13 protein-coding genes are annotated in these 17,460 nt (G+C 47.0%); 6 read left to right on the forward strand and 7 right to left on the reverse strand.

The window, feature by feature from the left end; translation table 11 throughout:
- Nucleotides 1–52 precede the first annotated feature (52 nt).
- Together FEM55_RS16260 and FEM55_RS16265 are read right to left on the reverse strand one after the other, a co-directional pair.
- Complete coding sequence (locus FEM55_RS16260) at nt 53–1,513, reverse strand: RagB/SusD family nutrient uptake outer membrane protein (protein WP_138282393.1); 1,461 nt, start codon at nt 1,511–1,513, stop codon at nt 53–55.
- A 32-nt stretch (nt 1,514–1,545) separates the two neighbouring features.
- On the reverse strand, nt 1,546–4,623 hold the full coding sequence (locus FEM55_RS16265; RefSeq protein ID WP_138282394.1) for a SusC/RagA family TonB-linked outer membrane protein: 3,078 nt from the start codon (nt 4,621–4,623) through the stop codon (nt 1,546–1,548).
- Between the two features lie 399 nt (nt 4,624–5,022).
- Between FEM55_RS16265 and FEM55_RS16270 the strand changes: the two genes are divergently transcribed.
- From FEM55_RS16270 to FEM55_RS16280, 3 genes are all read left to right on the forward strand, one after another.
- The gene (locus FEM55_RS16270; RefSeq protein ID WP_138282395.1) at nt 5,023–5,412 is read left to right on the forward strand and encodes a hypothetical protein; all 390 of its coding nucleotides are present in this window, start codon (nt 5,023–5,025) and stop codon (nt 5,410–5,412) included.
- Nucleotides 5,413–6,223: 811 nt separating this feature from the next.
- Nucleotides 6,224–7,870, forward strand: a complete 1,647-nt coding sequence (locus FEM55_RS16275) for an arylsulfatase (protein WP_138282396.1) — start codon at nt 6,224–6,226, stop codon at nt 7,868–7,870.
- Nucleotides 7,871–7,946: 76 nt separating this feature from the next.
- Nucleotides 7,947–8,669 (forward strand): thioredoxin domain-containing protein, encoded by a 723-nt coding sequence (locus tag FEM55_RS16280; RefSeq protein ID WP_229209297.1) that lies wholly within the window; start codon nt 7,947–7,949, stop codon nt 8,667–8,669.
- A 68-nt stretch (nt 8,670–8,737) separates the two neighbouring features.
- Here FEM55_RS16280 and FEM55_RS16285 read toward each other — a convergent pair whose 3' ends face one another.
- The 3 genes from FEM55_RS16285 to FEM55_RS16295 all read right to left on the reverse strand — a co-directional run bounded on the left by FEM55_RS16285 (nt 8,738) and on the right by FEM55_RS16295 (nt 13,345).
- Nucleotides 8,738–10,282, reverse strand: a complete 1,545-nt coding sequence (locus FEM55_RS16285; protein WP_138282397.1) for a sulfatase family protein — start codon at nt 10,280–10,282, stop codon at nt 8,738–8,740.
- Between the two features lie 72 nt (nt 10,283–10,354).
- Nucleotides 10,355–12,859 carry a PIG-L family deacetylase gene (locus FEM55_RS16290; protein WP_229209298.1) on the reverse strand — a complete coding sequence of 835 codons (2,505 nt, stop codon included), beginning with the start codon at nt 12,857–12,859 and terminating at the stop codon, nt 10,355–10,357.
- Nucleotides 12,860–12,922: 63 nt separating this feature from the next.
- On the reverse strand, nt 12,923–13,345 hold the full coding sequence (locus tag FEM55_RS16295; RefSeq protein WP_138282398.1) for a transposase: 423 nt from the start codon (nt 13,343–13,345) through the stop codon (nt 12,923–12,925).
- Nucleotides 13,346–13,597: 252 nt separating this feature from the next.
- Between FEM55_RS16295 and FEM55_RS16300 the strand changes: the two genes are divergently transcribed.
- The 3 genes from FEM55_RS16300 to FEM55_RS16310 all read left to right on the forward strand — a co-directional run bounded on the left by FEM55_RS16300 (nt 13,598) and on the right by FEM55_RS16310 (nt 15,573).
- Nucleotides 13,598–14,053 (forward strand): RrF2 family transcriptional regulator, encoded by a 456-nt coding sequence (locus FEM55_RS16300; protein ID WP_138282399.1) that lies wholly within the window; start codon nt 13,598–13,600, stop codon nt 14,051–14,053.
- 168 nt (nt 14,054–14,221) lie between these two features.
- Nucleotides 14,222–15,109 carry a sulfite exporter TauE/SafE family protein gene (locus tag FEM55_RS16305; RefSeq protein WP_138282400.1) on the forward strand — a complete coding sequence of 296 codons (888 nt, stop codon included), beginning with the start codon at nt 14,222–14,224 and terminating at the stop codon, nt 15,107–15,109.
- 218 nt (nt 15,110–15,327) lie between these two features.
- A complete protein-coding gene (locus FEM55_RS16310) occupies nt 15,328–15,573 on the forward strand; it encodes a hypothetical protein (RefSeq protein ID WP_138282401.1) in 246 nt (81 codons plus the stop codon).
- A gap of 366 nt (nt 15,574–15,939) precedes the next feature.
- Here the strand turns inward: FEM55_RS16310 and FEM55_RS16315 are convergent, their stop codons facing one another.
- Together FEM55_RS16315 and FEM55_RS16320 are read right to left on the reverse strand one after the other, a co-directional pair.
- Entirely contained in the window at nt 15,940–16,140 is a 201-nt protein-coding gene (locus tag FEM55_RS16315) for a hypothetical protein (RefSeq protein ID WP_138282402.1), read from the reverse strand.
- 168 nt (nt 16,141–16,308) lie between these two features.
- Nucleotides 16,309–17,382 (reverse strand): phytase, encoded by a 1,074-nt coding sequence (locus FEM55_RS16320; protein WP_138282403.1) that lies wholly within the window; start codon nt 17,380–17,382, stop codon nt 16,309–16,311.
- Between the last annotated feature and the right edge of the window lie 78 nt (nt 17,383–17,460).

Consider the following 17,460-nt stretch of genomic DNA (forward strand, 5'->3'; position numbering starts at 1 on the left):
TAACAAGCAATGCGTTCCGGATAAACTCAGGAACGCATTGCTGCAAAAAATACTAATTGGTGTAACCCTGATTTTGCACAAGGTTTTTGTTCACATCCAGTTCACGCTGCGGAAGCGGGTACAGAATATTGTAATCCTTGATGGCCGTGTATCCTTTTTCCTTCAATGTATTCAGTAATTTTCCGGTCCGTACCAGATCAAACCAACGATGGTTTTCAAAGCCGAATTCCCATCTGCGCTCTTCGAGAATGGCGTTCTGCAATGCCGTTTTGGTCAAACCTTTCAAATCAACAGCCTCATTGGCAGTAGCCAGCGGTTTGCCGTAAGCTCTGCGGCGCACCTTGTTGACTGCTTCCAGCGATTCCGCGGAAGGTCCGTCTATTTCGTTCAATGCTTCGGCGTAAGTCAGCAGCATGTCGGAATAGCGGAGAATCGGGAAGTTCAGCGTTCCTTCGGAAAGGTTGGCGATAGACGACGGATCAAAGAATTTGTACCAGTGCGGCCTGAAAGTCACTTTGCCGCCGCCGGCATCGTATTCCGTAAAAAAGGTACGGTCTTTTCTTAAATCGCCCGCTTTGAAACTGTTGTGAAATTCTTCCGTAGGAACGTCCGCGCTGTTGCCTGCAACGGTTCCGCCGCCGGAAAGCGGAATAGTCGATCTCGGCAGGAACAACGCCATTGCAAAACCATTGGAAGTTCCCGTATTGCCTTTGTTCTGAATGGCGAAAATCAGCTCTTTGTTAAACCGGTTCTGCGGTGTGAAAATGTCAAAATAGCTTTCCAGCAGTCCGAACTGTGCGTCATCCAGCACCAGTCTGGCTTTGTCCCGGGCTTTCGGATAATCTTTCAGAGTCAGATAAACTTTGGCAAGCAAACCCGATGCAGCTGCTTTCGTAGCCCTTCCCTGATTTCCCGAGGTATTGGTGGCATCCAGGTTCTGTTCAGCAAATTCAAGATCGGCGATAATCTGTTCGTATACTTTTGCAGCAGGCGTTCTCGGCGTATTTACTTCATCCAGCGATGTAACCTGATTCAGGACCAGCGGAACGTCGCCGAATAGCCGCACCATATTGAAATACAACAGCGCCCGTACAAAGCGCGCTTCTGCGACCAGCCTGTTTTTCTTGGCGTCGGAAAGCGGTATGGCCGGAATTTTGTCAATGGCGACATTGGCGCTGGCTATGGTTTTGTAAACCGCGGTATACAGCACGTAAATACGGTCGTTTACAGGTCCGTATGTATAGTTTTTGAGTGCAAAAATATTGGCATTTGCAACGCCCTGCCCGCATTCTGCATTGTCGGTCGGCAGCTCGGCCAGGAGGTAAATGCCCCGGTAAAATATGCTTGACTGATCGTTCAGACCGTCGTAAACGGCTACAATTGCGGCCTCGGCGTCTGCTTCTGTTTTGTAAAAGCTGTTGTCAACCATCAGCGAAGCCGGATCTTCCTGCAGGAAGTCTTTGCAGGATGTTGTAGCAAGCAGTGAAATGAGAAGATATATGATTTTTTTCATCGGATGATTTAGTAAATAGTGATACGACCTGTTTAGAAGCTGAGATTTACACCCACCAGAAAAGATCTTGAATTGGGATACGAATCAGAGTCAATTCCGCGTAAAATGTTGTTTTGCCCCGACTGGTTTGTCTCGGGATCAAAGCCGGTATAATGGGTGATCACAAACAGATTTTGTCCTGAAACATACAGTTTCGCGTTGCTTATGCCGGTTTTTGACAGCCATGAAGAGGGAAAATTATATCCGAGCGAAAGCGAGCCTAATCTCAGGAACGAACCGTCTTCAATCTGTGCATCGGAGAACAGGAATGCACGGTTCAGCGTTGCTCTTGGTATTGTATTGCTCGGGTTTGCAGGAGTCCAGCGGTCTTTTACGCGCGCCGAACTGTTCTTTTGTCCCGTTGGCAAATCAAGGTCTGCACGCGTGCTGTTCAGGATTTTGTTTCCGTAAACATAGTTGAAGGATGCGCTCAGATCGAAACCTTTGTAACTGAAATCATTGGTAAAGCCGCCAAAGAATTTAGGCTGTGCATTGCCGATGAACGTGCGGTCTTTTGCATCAAGAACGCCGTCGCCATTCAGGTCTTTGTATTTTCTGTCGCCTGGAACGGCTGTTTTCTGAGCACTGGCCGCCATGTTTTCACCGGTCTGGAAAATGCCGTCGCTTACATAACCGTAAAACGAGTTGAGCGGCCTTCCGGGTACAATCACCACGGGATCGTTGATTTTAAGATAACCGTTGATTTCGCCCGTCAGGATCTGTGAAACCGGGCCAAGGTCCAGCACTTTGTTTTTATTGGCTGCCATGTTGAAGTTGATGTTCCATTTCAGGTCTTTTGTCAGCACATTGGCCTGAATGCCTAATTCAATTCCTTTGTTTTCAATGCTTCCGATATTCTGAAGCGCCGTCGAAAATCCTGTTGACCACGGAACATTGATGTTCAGAAGCATGTCGGTTGTTTTTTTGTAATAAGCATCAAAAGTCAGGTTCAGACGGTTCCGGAAAAGGCCAAGATCCAGACCCAGGTCCGTTTGCGCCGTCGTTTCCCATTTCAGGTTCGGATTGGAAATGTTGCCGGGAAAAAACCCTTTCATAACCTTGTCGCCAATGATGTAACTCGCACCGGCCAGTCCGGCGAGTGACTGATAACTGTTGATTTCCTGGTTACCGATTTTGCCATAGCTCAGCCGGAGTTTCAGTTCGTCAATGGCGGTGATGTTTTTGATAAATTCCTCCTCGGACAACTTCCAGGCAATGGAGCCGGAAGGGAAAAATCCGTATTTGTTGTTGTTTCCGAATTTGGAAGAACCGTCCGCACGGCCCGTCAAGGTCAGCAAATACTTGTCGTTAAAACCGTAATTGATGCGGCCGATGTAGGAAATCAGGCTCCAGTCCAGCACGTTGGTTACGGGCGAGCTGATGATCGCGCCCGAACCGAGATTGTCGGCGCCCAGCAAATCGTTGACAAAGCCCGACGCAGCGGAAGTCAGCAGATTGCGCGTGTACTTTTGTGCTGAAAAACCGGCAAGAACCGTAACGGCATGTTTATCAAAAGACTTGTTGTACGTAAACGTGTTTTCGTTCAGCCAGGAAGTGCCGCCTGCCGTGGAGACACGGCCGATGCCCTGCGCACTTGCGCCCGCAAGAATGGTGCGCGGCGCATAGTATTTTTCTCCGGTATGGGTAATATCCGCACCGACGCTGGTCCTGAATTCCAGGCCGTCCAGGATTTTGTAATTGGCAAAGACATTTCCAAGAAAACGCGTGCTGACCGATTTGTTGGTGAGTTCCAGCGCCGTAGCAACCGGATTTCCGATCGGGATGCCGCGGTCACTTTCCAGCACGTAAGTGCCGTCCGGGTTCCGTATTTTCAGGATCGGGTTAAAATCCAGCGCAGACACAATCACGCCCTGCGTTCCTTCGCCGCCGCCAGTACTGCTCAGTGCCTGATTGGCACTGGTATTGGCAATACTCAGATTGGAGCCGAGCGTCAGCTTGGAATTGGCCTGTTTTTCAAAATTGAAGCGGGCCGAATAGCGTTTGAAATTGGAATTGATAATGATACCGGCCTGGTCAAAATAGCTGAGCGAGAGCGAGTACTTGGTTTTGGCATCCCCGCCCGAAGCCGCAACCTGATAATTCTGCATCGGCGCAGACCTGAAAATTTCATCCTGCCAGTTGGTTCCTTCGCCGAAAGAAGCAATTTGTTCCGGTGTATAAATGACTTTTCCATTGGCATCATTGACGAGTTGAGCGTACTCTGCTGCATGGAGGAGCGGCAGCGTTTTCGAAACCTTCTGGACGCCGTAATACGCATTCAGGTCGATTTTCATTTTGCCTTCCTGACCTTTTTTTGTTGTGACCAGCACAACGCCGTTCGCGCCGCGTGCACCGTAAATGGCGGCGGCAGAAGCATCTTTCAGAACTTCAATCGATACAATATCATTGGGGTTGATGAGCGAAAGCGCATTCAGTTTCGGGCCGACTGTTGCGCCGCCTGCCGTGGCACTGTTGTCATTAAAAACCGGGAATCCGTCGATCACATACAACGGTTCGCTGCCCGTATTGACCGAATTGCTGCCGCGTATGCGGATGCTCGTAGCGCCGCCCGGCTGATTGGATGTACTTGTAACCTGCACGCCGGCAGCCCGTCCGCGCAAGCCGTTATCCAACGAAGCAACCGGCGTTTTCTTGAACTGTGCTTCCGAAATGGAAGATACGGAGCCGGTCAGATCACTCTTTTTCTGCACACCGTAACCAATGACCACCAGTTCGTTAAGCTGTTTGGTGTCTTCCTGCAAAGTCACATCAATAGCGCTCCGGTTATTTACCTGAACTTCCTGAGAAAGAAAACCGATTCCTGAAAAAACAAGCACAGCGTCCGGTGCTACTTGGATTGAGAATTTACCCTGCGCATCCGTTGCAGTTCCGGTTAATGTGTTTTTTACCAGAATGTTAATTCCGGGAATCGCTGCCTGTTCGTTCTGGGATTTTACCAGACCTGTAACTGTTACGGATTGTCCATAACCATAAAGGGAAACGAATACAGATAGCAGTAAGGACCACTGAAAACCAGTTCCGTCAAATCGTCGTAAAGTTATTTTTAACATAGGGTTGTAATAGGATTGAATACATGGATGATTGAGGTGTAGTAAACTATTAACTCTATTAATTATGTAGACAAAGTAAGGATAATTACCTTAAACAATCCAAATTTGTGAATAACTGTTTGTCCGGATTTTAGTAAATTTAGATGTAACTAGTTAGTTTAAAGCATGTTGTTTCATTCAGCAGGAAAAGCTCATATTCATTGTTCTTGGCACCAAATGAATACATATGACAACCCGGATTATCGGGAACAAGATTATTACAATGTATTCTCCGTTTCTTTTTGCAATTCTGAACTCTTTAAATTTACTTTGTCTATAATTTTAATAGATTATTCCGCAGTGAGCCACCCATTTGCCGGAATGCCGTTTTGAACATGATATTCCATCCGCAGGAGTCCTATGATTTTAGAAAAAGCATTTTATGTGGGCGGGGACAGGATCGCCAAAATAACAGTCCGGGGAAAGTTTACAGCAAGCTGCGATGAAATAACGCTTGATTTCGAGTTTTTGATCAAGGAAAAATACGACACCGACTTCCGGCAGCCGATCGGCGAAAACCATCCGCAGTACTGGAAACTTAAAAAGGCCAGTTCCGGCAGGTCCCAGTTACTGCAACTTGAATACAGCGGAATTTCCCGCAAGCAACTCAGAGAAGCCATTTCAGCATTTAAAGTACAGGTTGGACCGGGTAACAGTCTGGCGTATAAAATTCCGATTGAGGAAAAGATAAAATACCTGAAAGGAATGCGTACGACCGCATCGAGCCGGCGGGTATCGCAAGTAGCTTGAATGCGATATGCATTTTCTTCAGATTGCCAGAAAGTCGTTACCGGTTCTTTTGTCAGCTTTTGCCCTGTTTGCGTTCCGTGTGTTTCTCAGAAACCGGAAGCTGCAGTACAGCAAAATCCTGCCAGGCCAGACAGGGTGATCATCATGGCCGATGATCCGGGCAGCAAGGTGATGAAGGTGAAGCCATTGACAATGTATATGCCAGGAAACAAGAGCCAAAATAGGGGTTTCCAATTCGGTTCCCAATGGACTATTGCATAAAAATAAACATTTTCAAGAGTACGGGCATTATCGCATACAGATACCCGGCAAAACCAGTAATCAGGCCGGAAAAGCCGGAATCCTTGAAACGGAAAGCCGGCAGCAGTTATTTAAAATTGAAGCCGATTTACAAGGACGGCCGGAAAGTTATACCGACAGTTACTTTCCGGAATGGGGGGTAAAAACCTTCAGAATGAACGGAAAGAAAAAATTATTAAAAACAAAACCTTAAAAATTATCGCTATTCACTTTTTTATATGAGGGCAATGTCTTTACTTTGTCTATAAAGTTAATAGAGTAATTCGTCAGCCACCGGCGGATTGTTCTCAATTGTTTTAAATTTTCCTGGTTATGAATCTTGATTCTGAAAAGATCACTTCAGCTGATCCTATGGTGGCTTCTTCTGCAATTCTTCCGATCTCTCAAAAGGGCTGTTGTTGATCCGGTAAGGCATTTTTTGTCGCGCTGCGTTTCACATGTTCCTGTTTCCGGCTGCCTTGTAAATGCAGTCTTCCAGTCTGTTTACGGCTTTAACTTTCTTTACTTTCCTATGAAAATATATGTATCTGCTTTGCTTGCTTTAATGGGTTCTTCCGGGGTTCACGCGCAGAAACATCAGGCAAATGATTCCCGGCCGAACATCATCCTGATTATGGTGGACGATCTGGGTTACTCGGATATCGGTGCATACGGTTCCGAGATCCAAACGCCCAATCTGGATCAGCTGGCGGCGGAGGGCATCCGGTTTCGTGAATTTTACAACAATTCCATTTGTGCGCCCACGCGTGCCTCGCTGATTACCGGTCAGTATCCGCACAAAGCCGGTGTGGGTTATTTCAATGTAAACCTTGGCCTGCCTGCCTATCAGGGTTATTTGAACAAAGAGTCGCTTACGTTCGGGGAAGTGCTTCGGAATGCGGGTTACAGCACGCTTTTAAGCGGAAAATGGCACGTTGGAAATGACAGTCTGGCCTGGCCGAACCAGCGTGGATTCGACCGTTTTTACGGTTTTATCAACGGAGCCAGCAATTATTTTGATATTGGAAAATACGGCCAGGCGCCCCCGGTTGAACTTGTCGAGAACAACAAACGCATCCATTTGCCGCCTGACAAATACCTGACGGACGAAATTGCCGATCACGCCATTACTTTCCTGGACGAGCAAAGCAAAACCTCAAAGCCCTTCTTTCTGTACCTTGCATTCAACGCACCGCACTGGCCGTTGCAGGCGCATGAAGCCGATATTTCCAAATACAAAGGCCGCTACAACATCGGCTGGGATTCACTGCGAAAAGAACGGATCAAGCGTCAAATTGAATTCGGCATTACGGATCCGAAACAGTCGGTAGCCGGCAGGGATTCCGAAGTTGCGCCGTGGGAAAATGTGCCTTATGACGAAAAACAGCTTTGGCAAACCAAAATGGAAATCTATGCCGCTATGGTCGACCGCGTGGATCAGAACATCGGAAAGCTGCGTGAAAAACTGAAAGCTCTGCGGAAAGACCAGAATACACTGATCATTTTTATTTCAGACAATGGCGCTCAGGGCGGTTACTCGGGTGCTTCGCCGCGCAGGCCGCAGCGCAATTCCGGCCCTGCCGGGACAGCCGGTTCGTATGTGTATCAGGATCAGCCGTGGGCATATGTTTCCAATACGCCGCATGCCAGTTATAAAAACAACATGCATGAAGGCGGTATCAGCGCGCCGTTTATTGCCTGGTTTCCGAAACAGATCAAAGCAAACCGCATTGTAAAAGGCACGGGGCATCTGATCGATCTTGCGCCCACGTTTTATGAGCTGGCGAAAGCTGCCTATCCTGCAACCAATGCCGGCGTGAACACGAATCCGCTTCCGGGAAAAAGCCTTGTGCCGGCACTGACAGGCAAAACGGAGCAGGTGGAACGGGCTGAGCCGATATGCTGGGAACGTGCGGGCAACAGGGCGGTAAGAAAAGGAAAATGGAAAATCGTGTCCAGTTATCCCTCTTATGCGTGGGAATTGTACGACCTGGAAAAAGACAGAGGCGAAACAAGCAACCTGGCTGCAAGCAGGACGGATATTGTAAATGAATTGTCAGCCGATTATTTCCGATGGGCCGAAAAGACAGGCGTTGTGGACTACGAAAAGATCAAACCTGCCACCCCGGTCGGAGCGCCTGTCCAGCGTCCGAACCGGCAGGCGGCCCTGGGTCTCTGATTACGTATATATCAGTGCGTTTAGTTGTTTATCTATGTTCCAAAAATCATTTTTTAACCTTTTTAATCCTTAGCTAATGAAAAAACGGACCTTGTTATCCATGCTGTTTTTTGCCCTGTTTCTGAGTACGACCGGATTTGCGCAGAAAGCATTGAAAAGAGAATTGCTGTCCTTTGAAGCATTTGAGGCCAAGCTGAAAGCAGCCGGCAAAGATGCACAGATTCTGGATGCCCGCTTGCCGGAAGAGTATGTACAGAATCATCTTGAAGGTGCCGTCAGTTTCAACATTGCCGATCAGGCGGATTTTGAAAAGAAAAGTGCCGGACTGAATAAAGACAAGCCTGTTTTTATCTATTCCATTGGTAACGGGCGCAGCGGTATTCTTGCCGAGGATCTGAGAAAAGCAGGTTTTAAAGACGTTACCGAAATTCCCGGCGGCCTTAGCAAATGGATCGGTCTGGGCAGGCCGGTTATTTCCACCGTAGGAAAAGGGCTTTCGCTGGATGAATACACGGCTTCTTTAAAAAGCGACAAACTCGTTCTGGTCGATTTCGGCTCGCGTTACTGCCCGGGCTGCAAGCGTCTGGACCCAACGATCGATTCAATCAAAACGGAACAGGCATCCAACGTTAAAGTCATTAAAATCGAAGCATACGAGAACAAATCGCTGGTGAAAGAACTGGGTGTAGTCGGCCTTCCGACGCTGATCCTTTACCGCAACAACCGGGCAATCTGGGAGAAAAAAGGCGGAGCCAGTAAAGCTGAAATTGAGAAAATCCTGAAAGAACAGGCATTGTAACAAGGCAGAACCCGTTTTTTTTAATTCCCCGGTCTGTCAATCGGATCGGGGAATTTTTCATGATCTGATTATCGGCTCCTGCCGTCTTCCCTGATTTTTTTCAATGCAGCGGCCAGCTCCTTTACGATTTCGGGATGCATTCCCGCCAGATTGTTTTTTTCACCGATATCGTTTTTCAGATCATACAATTGCGGCAGCGAATCCCTGCCGGTTTCGGTTCCGGTGAGTTTCTGGACTTTCGGCCCTTCGGATGGTTCAATGTATTTCCAGGAACCTTTGACCAGCGAAAATCCTCCGCCTTGTTCCACAAGTATTTCTCGGCCTTTGGCAGATTTTCCGGTAAAAACAGCAAATAAATCCTGGCTGTCCGGCGCATCTTGTTGCGACAGTTTCTGATTGAAAAAGGATGCGAAAGAGGCAATGAGGTCAATCTGGCAAACCAGCGCGTCCGATCTCGAACCCGGCTTGACAATGCCCGGCCATCTTACAAGAAAAGGAACCCTTGTGCCCGCTTCAAAAGCACTGCTTTTTCCGCCCCGTAACGGCCCGCGCGGATTATGTCCGTTCAGTTGTGTCACGGCTCCGTCGTCATAACCGTCGTCCAGAACAGGCCCGTTGTCACTTGAAAAAAGGATCAGCGTGTTTTTGGCAAGACCCAGCGTTTCCAGCTTTTTCAGGATTCTGCCGACGGTCCAGTCTAGCTGCAAAATGGCGTCGCCGCGTAGACCGAGGCCGCTTTTACCTTTAAACTGCGTACTCGGCATGCGCGGCACGTGAATGTCATTGAGCGAGAAATATAAAAAGAACGGCTGCTTGCTGTGTTGTTCAATGAAATTCTCTGCACGATCCACAAAAACATGCGCGATTTCTTCATCGGTCCAGCGCGCTTTTTTTCCGCCTGTCATATATCCGATCCTTCCGATGCCGTTTACGATGGTGTTGTTATGGCCGTGATCCGGAGAAGCGTGCAGTTTCAGCAGTTCCGGGTTTTCCTTTCCGGTTGGTTCGCTGCCTATTTTTTGCTGATAACTTACTTCAATCGGGTCGGAAGCTTCGAGGCCAACCACTTCCTGATTTTCAATAAATACAGTCGGAACCCTGTCGCCGGTGGCCGGAAATATAAATGAATAATCAAACCCGACCGCATCCGGGCCTTTTGCTATGGGCTGGTTCCAGTTGATCTTCTTGCCGTTTTCACCCAATCCCAGATGCCATTTGCCGACTGCGCCGGTTTTGTAGCCTGCTTTTTGGAAAACTGAAGGCAAAGTCGCGTTTTCTGCAGAAATGATCAATGCCGCGTCGCCGGGAAGGATGTTTGTACCGGATTTCCGCCACGGATATTCGCCTGTCATCAGCGCATATCTGGACGGCGTGCAGGTTCCTGATGTCGTATGTGCATTGGTAAAAAGCATTCCTTCGCGTGCCAGCCGGTCTACGTTGGGCGTGCTGATTTTGGTTGCGCCGTATGCACTTAAATCTCCGTAACCCAGATCATCGGCATAAACAACAATAACATTCGGGCGGTCTTTTTTTACTACCTGGGCTTGCAGTAACGAAGGAAACAGGCAAGCCAAAAGAATGGCATGTCTGGCAAAAACGTTGTTTAAATGCATGGATAAAACGGGTTTGGTTAAAGGATTATTTGATCTGACGCTAGCAGCTAGCAGCTAACCGCTAAAAACAAGCTATCTTCCCAATGAAATCAGGTTTGAAAATACGCGGTATGCGCCTGTCACTCCGGCGGGCAACTGGCGAAACCAGCTCATGGTCGTGTAAACGTAGTTGCCTTTGCCGTATTTGGCGATGAGTATGCCGCCGTCCAGCTTTTCACAGCCCGGATCGTTGCACGAAATGACTGTTTCGTACTGGTCGGACCAGTTTTCGGGCTGGTACAGGCTGCGTTCCTGAACCCAGCCTTCAAAATCTTTCTGCGTGATCTTGTTCGGGTAATTCAGCGCCTTGGATTCTTTATTCAGGAACCGCACTTCGGAACCTTCCACGGTAACGCGCTTGCTGGAAACGGTAAAAGGGTAGGGGCCGAAATTCTTCATCAGCAAACCCTGATCCGAATTGTACTGCACGATCAGGTTTCCGCCGTTTTCTACGTATTTCAGCAAGATCGGATTAATGATTTTGAGCCTTTCCACCATGTTGTACGCTTTTACGCCTACAATGACGGCATCGTACCTTTTCAGTTTTTCGGCTGTCATATCCTGGTCTTCCAAAAGGATCACTTCATAGCCGATCTGCTGCAGACTGGCCGGAACCATATCGCCGGCGCCTTTGATGTAGCCGATCAGCTGGCCGTTTTTATGGATTTCTACCTTGACCGCCTTTGCCTTTGCCTTCGGAAAACTGACCTGCGTCGGGATATGTGCGTAACTGATTACATTCAGGCTTTGACTGAATTCATTTCCCGCTACATTTACAACGGCACTGATTTCAGTTTCATCCGCATAAGCAGGCGGAAACAGCTCAAAACCGGCATTTTGTTCGTCTCCTTTCGCTTTCAGGTTTACCGGAACGGAAAACGGTTCCGTATGCCATCCGTCCGGCAGTTTCAGCTGCAATGTGCCAGACAGATTCTCCATGCCGGACTTTACGTTCACTTTTATCTTTTTACTTTTATTTTCATTGAATAAGTAAACTTTGTTGTCCAAGGCAACATAAACCGGCGGAGTTACCGAAATCGGCTGGTAAATTTCTCCAAGGATCGGGTCTGTCTTTTGAAATACAACCGGAACTGCATACGTGATTTTATGCGCATTGATTTCGAGTTCAAAGCCGACTTCTGCTACCGGTTTGTTTTCCGCCATCCCGATTTCCTGCTGGTCGGTAACGTCAAAAAGGCCGGGACTGCTTTCTTTTTCCAGCCAGTATGGTTGCGAATATTTTGTGTCCAGCGGAATTACAGCGGTTCCCGAAAGTTCGGTTTTTTCGTTATTGACCAGTTTTATATTGGTTATAGAATCCTTCTTTTCAAATGGAAAAAGCACTTTTTTTATAATCACAGGAACCGGAGAGCGGTTTGTTGCTTCTATGGTGAAGCGGATTTTCTCACCCGGCGTGTACGTACAATCGTCCGATTTTACGGACAAAAACAATCCCAGTGCTTCCTGAATCACTTTATTCAGGTCTTTCAGCTTTTCCGCTTTCCAGGAGTCGTCCGGCAGTTTTTCAAGTTCGGACTTTATTTCCAGCAATGCAGGAACGGATGCCGAAGGGTTCACGCAGGTATAAGAACGGATTGCTTTGGTAACCAGCGCATCTACTTTTTCCGAATTCCTGACTCTGCCCCAGCTGGTGTTGATGTGGCTGAACAAATCGTCCGTTGCTTTTTCCCCTTTTACATGCTTGAAATATTCGGTAAGACTGCCGCGAAAGCCAACCGTTCCGAAGCCTTGTGTCTTGTGAACACTTCTGCTTTCTGCTGCAATTTCTCCGTATGATTTTCCGAGCAGCGGATTGAAAGTGCCGAGGTCAATGCGAACGCATTCCCTCGCGTCTTTTTCATCCACTTCATCGCGCCGCTGGTTCCACCACATGCCTGCATTCCATACAAGCCGCGTTGTTTTCCAAGGCTTTACATATTTCAGCTGTTCGGGAAAACGTTCCGGGTCTCCGGCTGCTTCAAAAGCTTCCTCGGCGAGAATCGCCGAAGCAATATGCTGCCCGTGACCCGCTCTTTCATCCGGCGGAAACCGGGTCACAATCACATCCGGCCTGAATTTGCGGATTACCCAGACCGCGTCGGAAAGCAGCTTTTCCTTGTCCCAGATCGTGAAAACCTCTTCTGCACTTTTGGAAAATCCAAAGTCAATGGCTCTGGAAAAAAACTGATGCCCGCCGTCGATCCTTCTTGCCTGCAAAAGCTCCTGTGTTCGAAGTATGCCCAGATTTTCCCGAATTTCGGTACCGATTGCATTTTGTCCGCCGTCGCCGCGTGTCAGTGAAAAGTAGGCGGTTTTATAGTGTCTTTCATTGGCCATATAAGCGATGAAAGTCGGGTTTTCATCATCGGGATGCGCTCCGAAGTACAAGATATTTCCGAGTACTTTCAGCTTTTGAATGCCCAGAAGTATTTCCGAAGAGGAAGCGCCTGACGGAACCTGCGCCCAGATATTTTTAGAAGTTGCCATTCCGGTCAATACAGTTACAAGTAAAAAATAACGGTAAAAAAGTGTTTTCATAGATTTCGAACCGGTTGGTGCCATGATGCAAAGCTGTTGTCCGCGCAATTGCATGCAGAATGGTTAAGACGCAAAGCGTATTTTTCCGGCTGCTTCCGAAAAAGCCGCAAGTACATCGTTCTGTTCGCCGGTTTTCAGCTGGCCTTTGATCTTCCTGAGAAAATCGTACAAAGGCTCGCTGTACTTATGGCCGGTTTGCTGCTGCAGATCGGCCACGGTCAGGGTATTGGCGCTGCTTTTCAGCAGGTGCAACGTGATGAAAAAATACGACACCGGTAATTTGCTTCCTTCCAGTAATGTTCCGCTTTGCAGGGTGGTCCGGAACTTACAGCTTTTGCATTGAAACTGCCGTTTTGGAGATAACCAGTAATGATGGCTGCTTCCGCATTTTTTACAGATTACTCCTTTTTTCAACCGGTATTCTTTAAATGCTTCAACCGCCAGTTCTTCGTTCCTGTAAATTTCTAAAACATCATCTGAAAGCATACACCTGATATCTATAATTACGCAGGCCTAAAATTACAAACAATTTGAAATAAAGAATATAAAGTCTATCAAATTAGTATAATTATAGGCCGGTATGATTTTGGCAGCCATCTGTATCATGCGGGTAGGCAGCCGATAAATTCATGGCGGTGGTATCCGTATAAACCGGACGTAGTTCAGGCAGCGTGCGAAAGGCGGAAATGCATCGGGCTATGTACATAAAGCAAATTAAAATTCCTATATATTTGATATATGATATCGAAAAAAGCAAAATATGCATTGAAAGCCCTGAAAGTATTGGCAGAAAAATACGCAAAAGGGCCGGTCCTCATTTCTGAAATTGCCATGCAGGAAAGGATTCCCAAAAAGTTTCTGGAAGCGATCTTGCTGGATTTGAGGAACAACGGAGTACTGCAAAGCCAGAAAGGAAAAGGCGGCGGATACATGCTGCGCATTCCGCCCGAAGAAGTCAGTTTTTCAAAAGTGCTGCGGATCATCGACGGACCCATTGCGCCGGCGTTGTGCGTGTCCATGTTTTTTTACGGCAAATGCGACGATTGCAAAGAAGAGGAAACTTGCAGCCTGAGAAGTGTACTGGCAAAATGGCGGGATGCAAACCTGGCCGTTCTTGACAATACGACGCTGGCAGACGTTCTGAAAGCGGAAAGTGAATCCAGAATGAACTTGGACAGCAGTAGCGTAAATTAAGTTCTGCTGTATCTGATCCTGATTTCTTTCTGAAAGCAGTATTTTACTTTCCGCAAGCCTGCATAAAAAACCTGTTTATGAGCAAATTGTGTCAACTAGCAAGTCTATAAAATTTGTAGATTAAATAGTTTTGTTACTTTTGCACGTACAATCTGCCATACAGAACTTATGTTTTCAAAAGTCCTTTCGCTGAGGCCCGTTTCAAAATGGTGGTATATAGCACCGGTCGGGCTGTTTTTAATTACTTTCGGTATCCTGTTCTTCAATAGTGCCTTTTTGACTGATAATGAATCCGTCAGGTCTTTTCTGGACAGTGACTTTGCTTTATACCTGCTGGTCGGGCTGGCGGCACAGCTTGTTGACGGGGCTTTGGGAATGGCATACGGCATTACTTCCACTTCTTTTCTGCTGGGAATGGGCATATCCCCGGCGGTCAGCAGCACAAGCGTTCATGTGGCCGAAATGTTTACGACAGGCGCTTCTGCGATTTCCCATCTCAAATTCAAGAACATTAACAAGAAGTTGTTCAAAAGTTTACTGATTGCCGGCGTGGCGGGTTCGGTTACGGGTGCCTATTTGCTTTCCGATGTTATTGACGGAAATGTGATCAAACCATACATTGCCTTTTATATGCTTGTTCTCGGCATTGTAATCATCAGAAAGGCCGTTCAGAAAAAACTCGTCAAGCATAAAACCAGACGCATTGGCGTTCTGGCCGCGGCAGGCGGATTTCTTGATTCAGTAGGTGGCGGGGGCTGGGGACCAATCGTCACTTCCACACTGCTGGGCCAGGGGCGTGATCCGCGCTATACCATTGGCTCCGTCAATGCTGCCGAATTCATCATTACCTTTTCAAGCGGAGTTACATTTTTGATTTTCAATGGAATAAACAGCTGGCAGGTTGTGCTGGGCCTCATTATCGGCGGCGTGATTGCTGCTCCGTTCGGAGCACTTCTGGTTGGAAAAATCAACCGCAAGGCATTGATGCTCTCCATCGGGATTCTGGTTATTGGTCTGAGTTTGCGTACTATTCTTCAAAGCACCGGCATCATTTAAGAAGTCGGGATTGCTTGTCTGAAAGCTCAGATAAAGAAAGGCGGTTTTCGGCTTGTCCGATCGGTGTTCGGGTTTTGGTGGTACGTTCTGCAACTTTTCGGTTTATATAGCGGCCAATTACTTCATGCGCTTTCATATCATTCTGTCGATGCTTACATTTGCATACTCTATAAAGTTGATAGAGTTTAACAAAGTGTAACTGCTTACATAAAATGGCCATGAACAATACTTACCAATTGAAACTGACTTACCCTAAAACGTTTAACCTGTACAACATCACATCGCTTGTTGAATCCGTAAACGGCGTTCGCATTCAGCACCTTAATTTTATCAGTAAAGGGAAGAACGTAGCCGGCATCCTGATATTCGAAGCGTCTGACCTTCTCAAATTCAACTCCGTTGTACGACTGATTAAAAACAAAAAGGGAGTACTCGTTGAAGAGGGTTCCAGTGTCAAGTGTTAACGAAAAAGCATCCTGCCGCGAAACAGCTTCTTACAGTCCGTTTCAGTTAACAGAAAGTTATATCCGGTTATCTTTCAAGAAAAACTTTGCCGAATGCAGGAACCATGTAATTGAAGCAAATTAGGACAGCACTTCCCGGATTTCTGTAAGCGTTTATGAGATGACAAGCCAAAGTTTCAGAAGGAATGCCACGGAACCAATCGCTGTAAAAAACATCCCGGCTTTCCTTTTCTGAAGAGCCTGTATCGGACAGATATTTCAGAAAAAAAGCCGGGATATCACTTTTGGTATTCAGGGAAAATTATACTTTGGCCGAATGCGGTATAAGTCTGCGTTGAAGATGTTTTTCTGGAATGAAGCAGATCATCAATGGTCGTCTGAATCCTCTTTATCCTTTTCCTGACCGTTATTTTCATCCGAAGCAATCTTCAGAAGCTTCTTGGCCAGTTTTTTAGCCGATTTCCGGATTGCCTTTTCTACTTTCTCCGACTGTTCGCCCGTCAGGTCCAGCTTGATATGTACTGCGCTGGAGATATTGGCTGCCAGCTGCTTTTCACTTTTTTTCATAACCTTCTTTATGATGTTAATAATTTTAGTTTATCGTACCTGTAAAGATAGGGTATGATTCTGCATTACTTATATTATCATTTGCAAGGCGTTCATCGTCAGTAGTAAATAACAATATTTTATTTCCGGAAAGTTGTCAGCACGTAAATACTTCCGAAAAAGTAAATGTTATTTGTGATCGCCGATCATATCTTCCCAGCGGTAATAATGAAAAACCTTTCCTTCCGACATCACTACGAACAGGCCTTTCGGAAACTGCGGCAGAATGGGCGTGCTGGTGACCTCGGAACCGTCACTCTGATGGGCGGCTACTTTTACAATTTTCACCAGCGGATGCGTGTTCGGGTTATTGGTTTCCCCTTCCCGCCTGAAAATATGGAACTGGTCGGCGCCCTGATCTGAAATCAGGATAAATCCGGTTTTCGGTCCTGTTTTGTAAATGGAAATTCCTTCGTTGTCTTCTGTAAAACCTTTGTTCGGAATCAGTGCAAGTTGTCTGTCCGTACTGTCCGGATCGGCATGATACTTGCGTACGCCCACTTGTTCGTCGGAATAATAAACAAAACCCAGTTCATTGTCTACAGCTATGGACTCTATTTCCTTCTTGCCGCTGTATTTTCCGAATTTGCGGACAAGCGTGCCTTTTACATTTCCGGTTCCGTCGTCCTGAAGGCGGTATTGCCAGAGGTATCCGTCAGCCGGGCCGTTCTTGCGGCCTACGATTGCGAAAATGGCTTTGTCGGACGGACGTGTATAAAGTGAAATTCCCATCGGTGCCTGCATGGAATCACCTTTGAAAACTTCAATGCCGCCATGGTCAACAGCTTTCATGTCAGGCAATGAAAAAATGCGGATCTGATTGGCTTCCCGTTCCGTAACAACGGCAATGTCCACGGTCTTTCCGCCGAGCGTGAGTCCGTAGGCGATGTCAACGTTGTTTGGCCGTTTGAGGTTTCTTACCACTTTGTCATTCAGAACTTTGCCTTTCATATTATAAACGTACAATGCGCCGTCCTGATCTTTGTCCGTCCCGATGATGAGGCTTTCGGAAGGATTCGCATGGTTAAGCCAGATGGCAGGATCATCCGTATCGTGAACAACGGAATCGGTAACAACGACCGGCTGAATGACCGTGCTGTCTGCGCCAGCCGGTTTTGAATCAGCCTTTTTTTCCGAATTCTGTCGGTTACAGGCGGTTAATGCTATTATAAAAAGGATTGTACTTACTGAAAATGACTGCATGCTTTTTGGGGATAAATACTAAAAATCGTTTGCCCGGAATTTCGGGCAAACGCGTCTGTTTTTTTGGTACTGGCTATT

The sequence above is a fragment of the Dyadobacter sediminis genome (assembly GCF_005860765.1).
Taxonomy (GTDB): domain Bacteria; phylum Bacteroidota; class Bacteroidia; order Cytophagales; family Spirosomataceae; genus Dyadobacter; species Dyadobacter sediminis.

Excerpts from the sequence above, each read along its gene's own strand:
- FEM55_RS16260 (WP_138282393.1), bottom strand. The coding sequence starts at position 1,513 with ATGAAAAAAATCATATATCTTCTCATTTCACTGCTTGCTACAACATCC.
- FEM55_RS16265 (WP_138282394.1), bottom strand. The coding sequence starts at position 4,623 with ATGTTAAAAATAACTTTACGACGATTTGACGGAACTGGTTTTCAGTGG.
- FEM55_RS16270 (WP_138282395.1), top strand. The coding sequence starts at position 5,023 with ATGATTTTAGAAAAAGCATTTTATGTGGGCGGGGACAGGATCGCCAAA.
- FEM55_RS16275 (WP_138282396.1), top strand. The coding sequence starts at position 6,224 with ATGAAAATATATGTATCTGCTTTGCTTGCTTTAATGGGTTCTTCCGGG.
- FEM55_RS16280 (WP_229209297.1), top strand. The coding sequence starts at position 7,947 with ATGAAAAAACGGACCTTGTTATCCATGCTGTTTTTTGCCCTGTTTCTG.
- FEM55_RS16285 (WP_138282397.1), bottom strand. The coding sequence starts at position 10,282 with ATGCATTTAAACAACGTTTTTGCCAGACATGCCATTCTTTTGGCTTGC.
- FEM55_RS16290 (WP_229209298.1), bottom strand. The coding sequence starts at position 12,859 with ATGAAAACACTTTTTTACCGTTATTTTTTACTTGTAACTGTATTGACC.
- FEM55_RS16295 (WP_138282398.1), bottom strand. The coding sequence starts at position 13,345 with ATGCTTTCAGATGATGTTTTAGAAATTTACAGGAACGAAGAACTGGCG.
- FEM55_RS16300 (WP_138282399.1), top strand. The coding sequence starts at position 13,598 with ATGATATCGAAAAAAGCAAAATATGCATTGAAAGCCCTGAAAGTATTG.
- FEM55_RS16305 (WP_138282400.1), top strand. The coding sequence starts at position 14,222 with ATGTTTTCAAAAGTCCTTTCGCTGAGGCCCGTTTCAAAATGGTGGTAT.
- FEM55_RS16310 (WP_138282401.1), top strand. The coding sequence starts at position 15,328 with ATGAACAATACTTACCAATTGAAACTGACTTACCCTAAAACGTTTAAC.
- FEM55_RS16315 (WP_138282402.1), bottom strand. The coding sequence starts at position 16,140 with ATGAAAAAAAGTGAAAAGCAGCTGGCAGCCAATATCTCCAGCGCAGTA.
- FEM55_RS16320 (WP_138282403.1), bottom strand. The coding sequence starts at position 17,382 with ATGCAGTCATTTTCAGTAAGTACAATCCTTTTTATAATAGCATTAACC.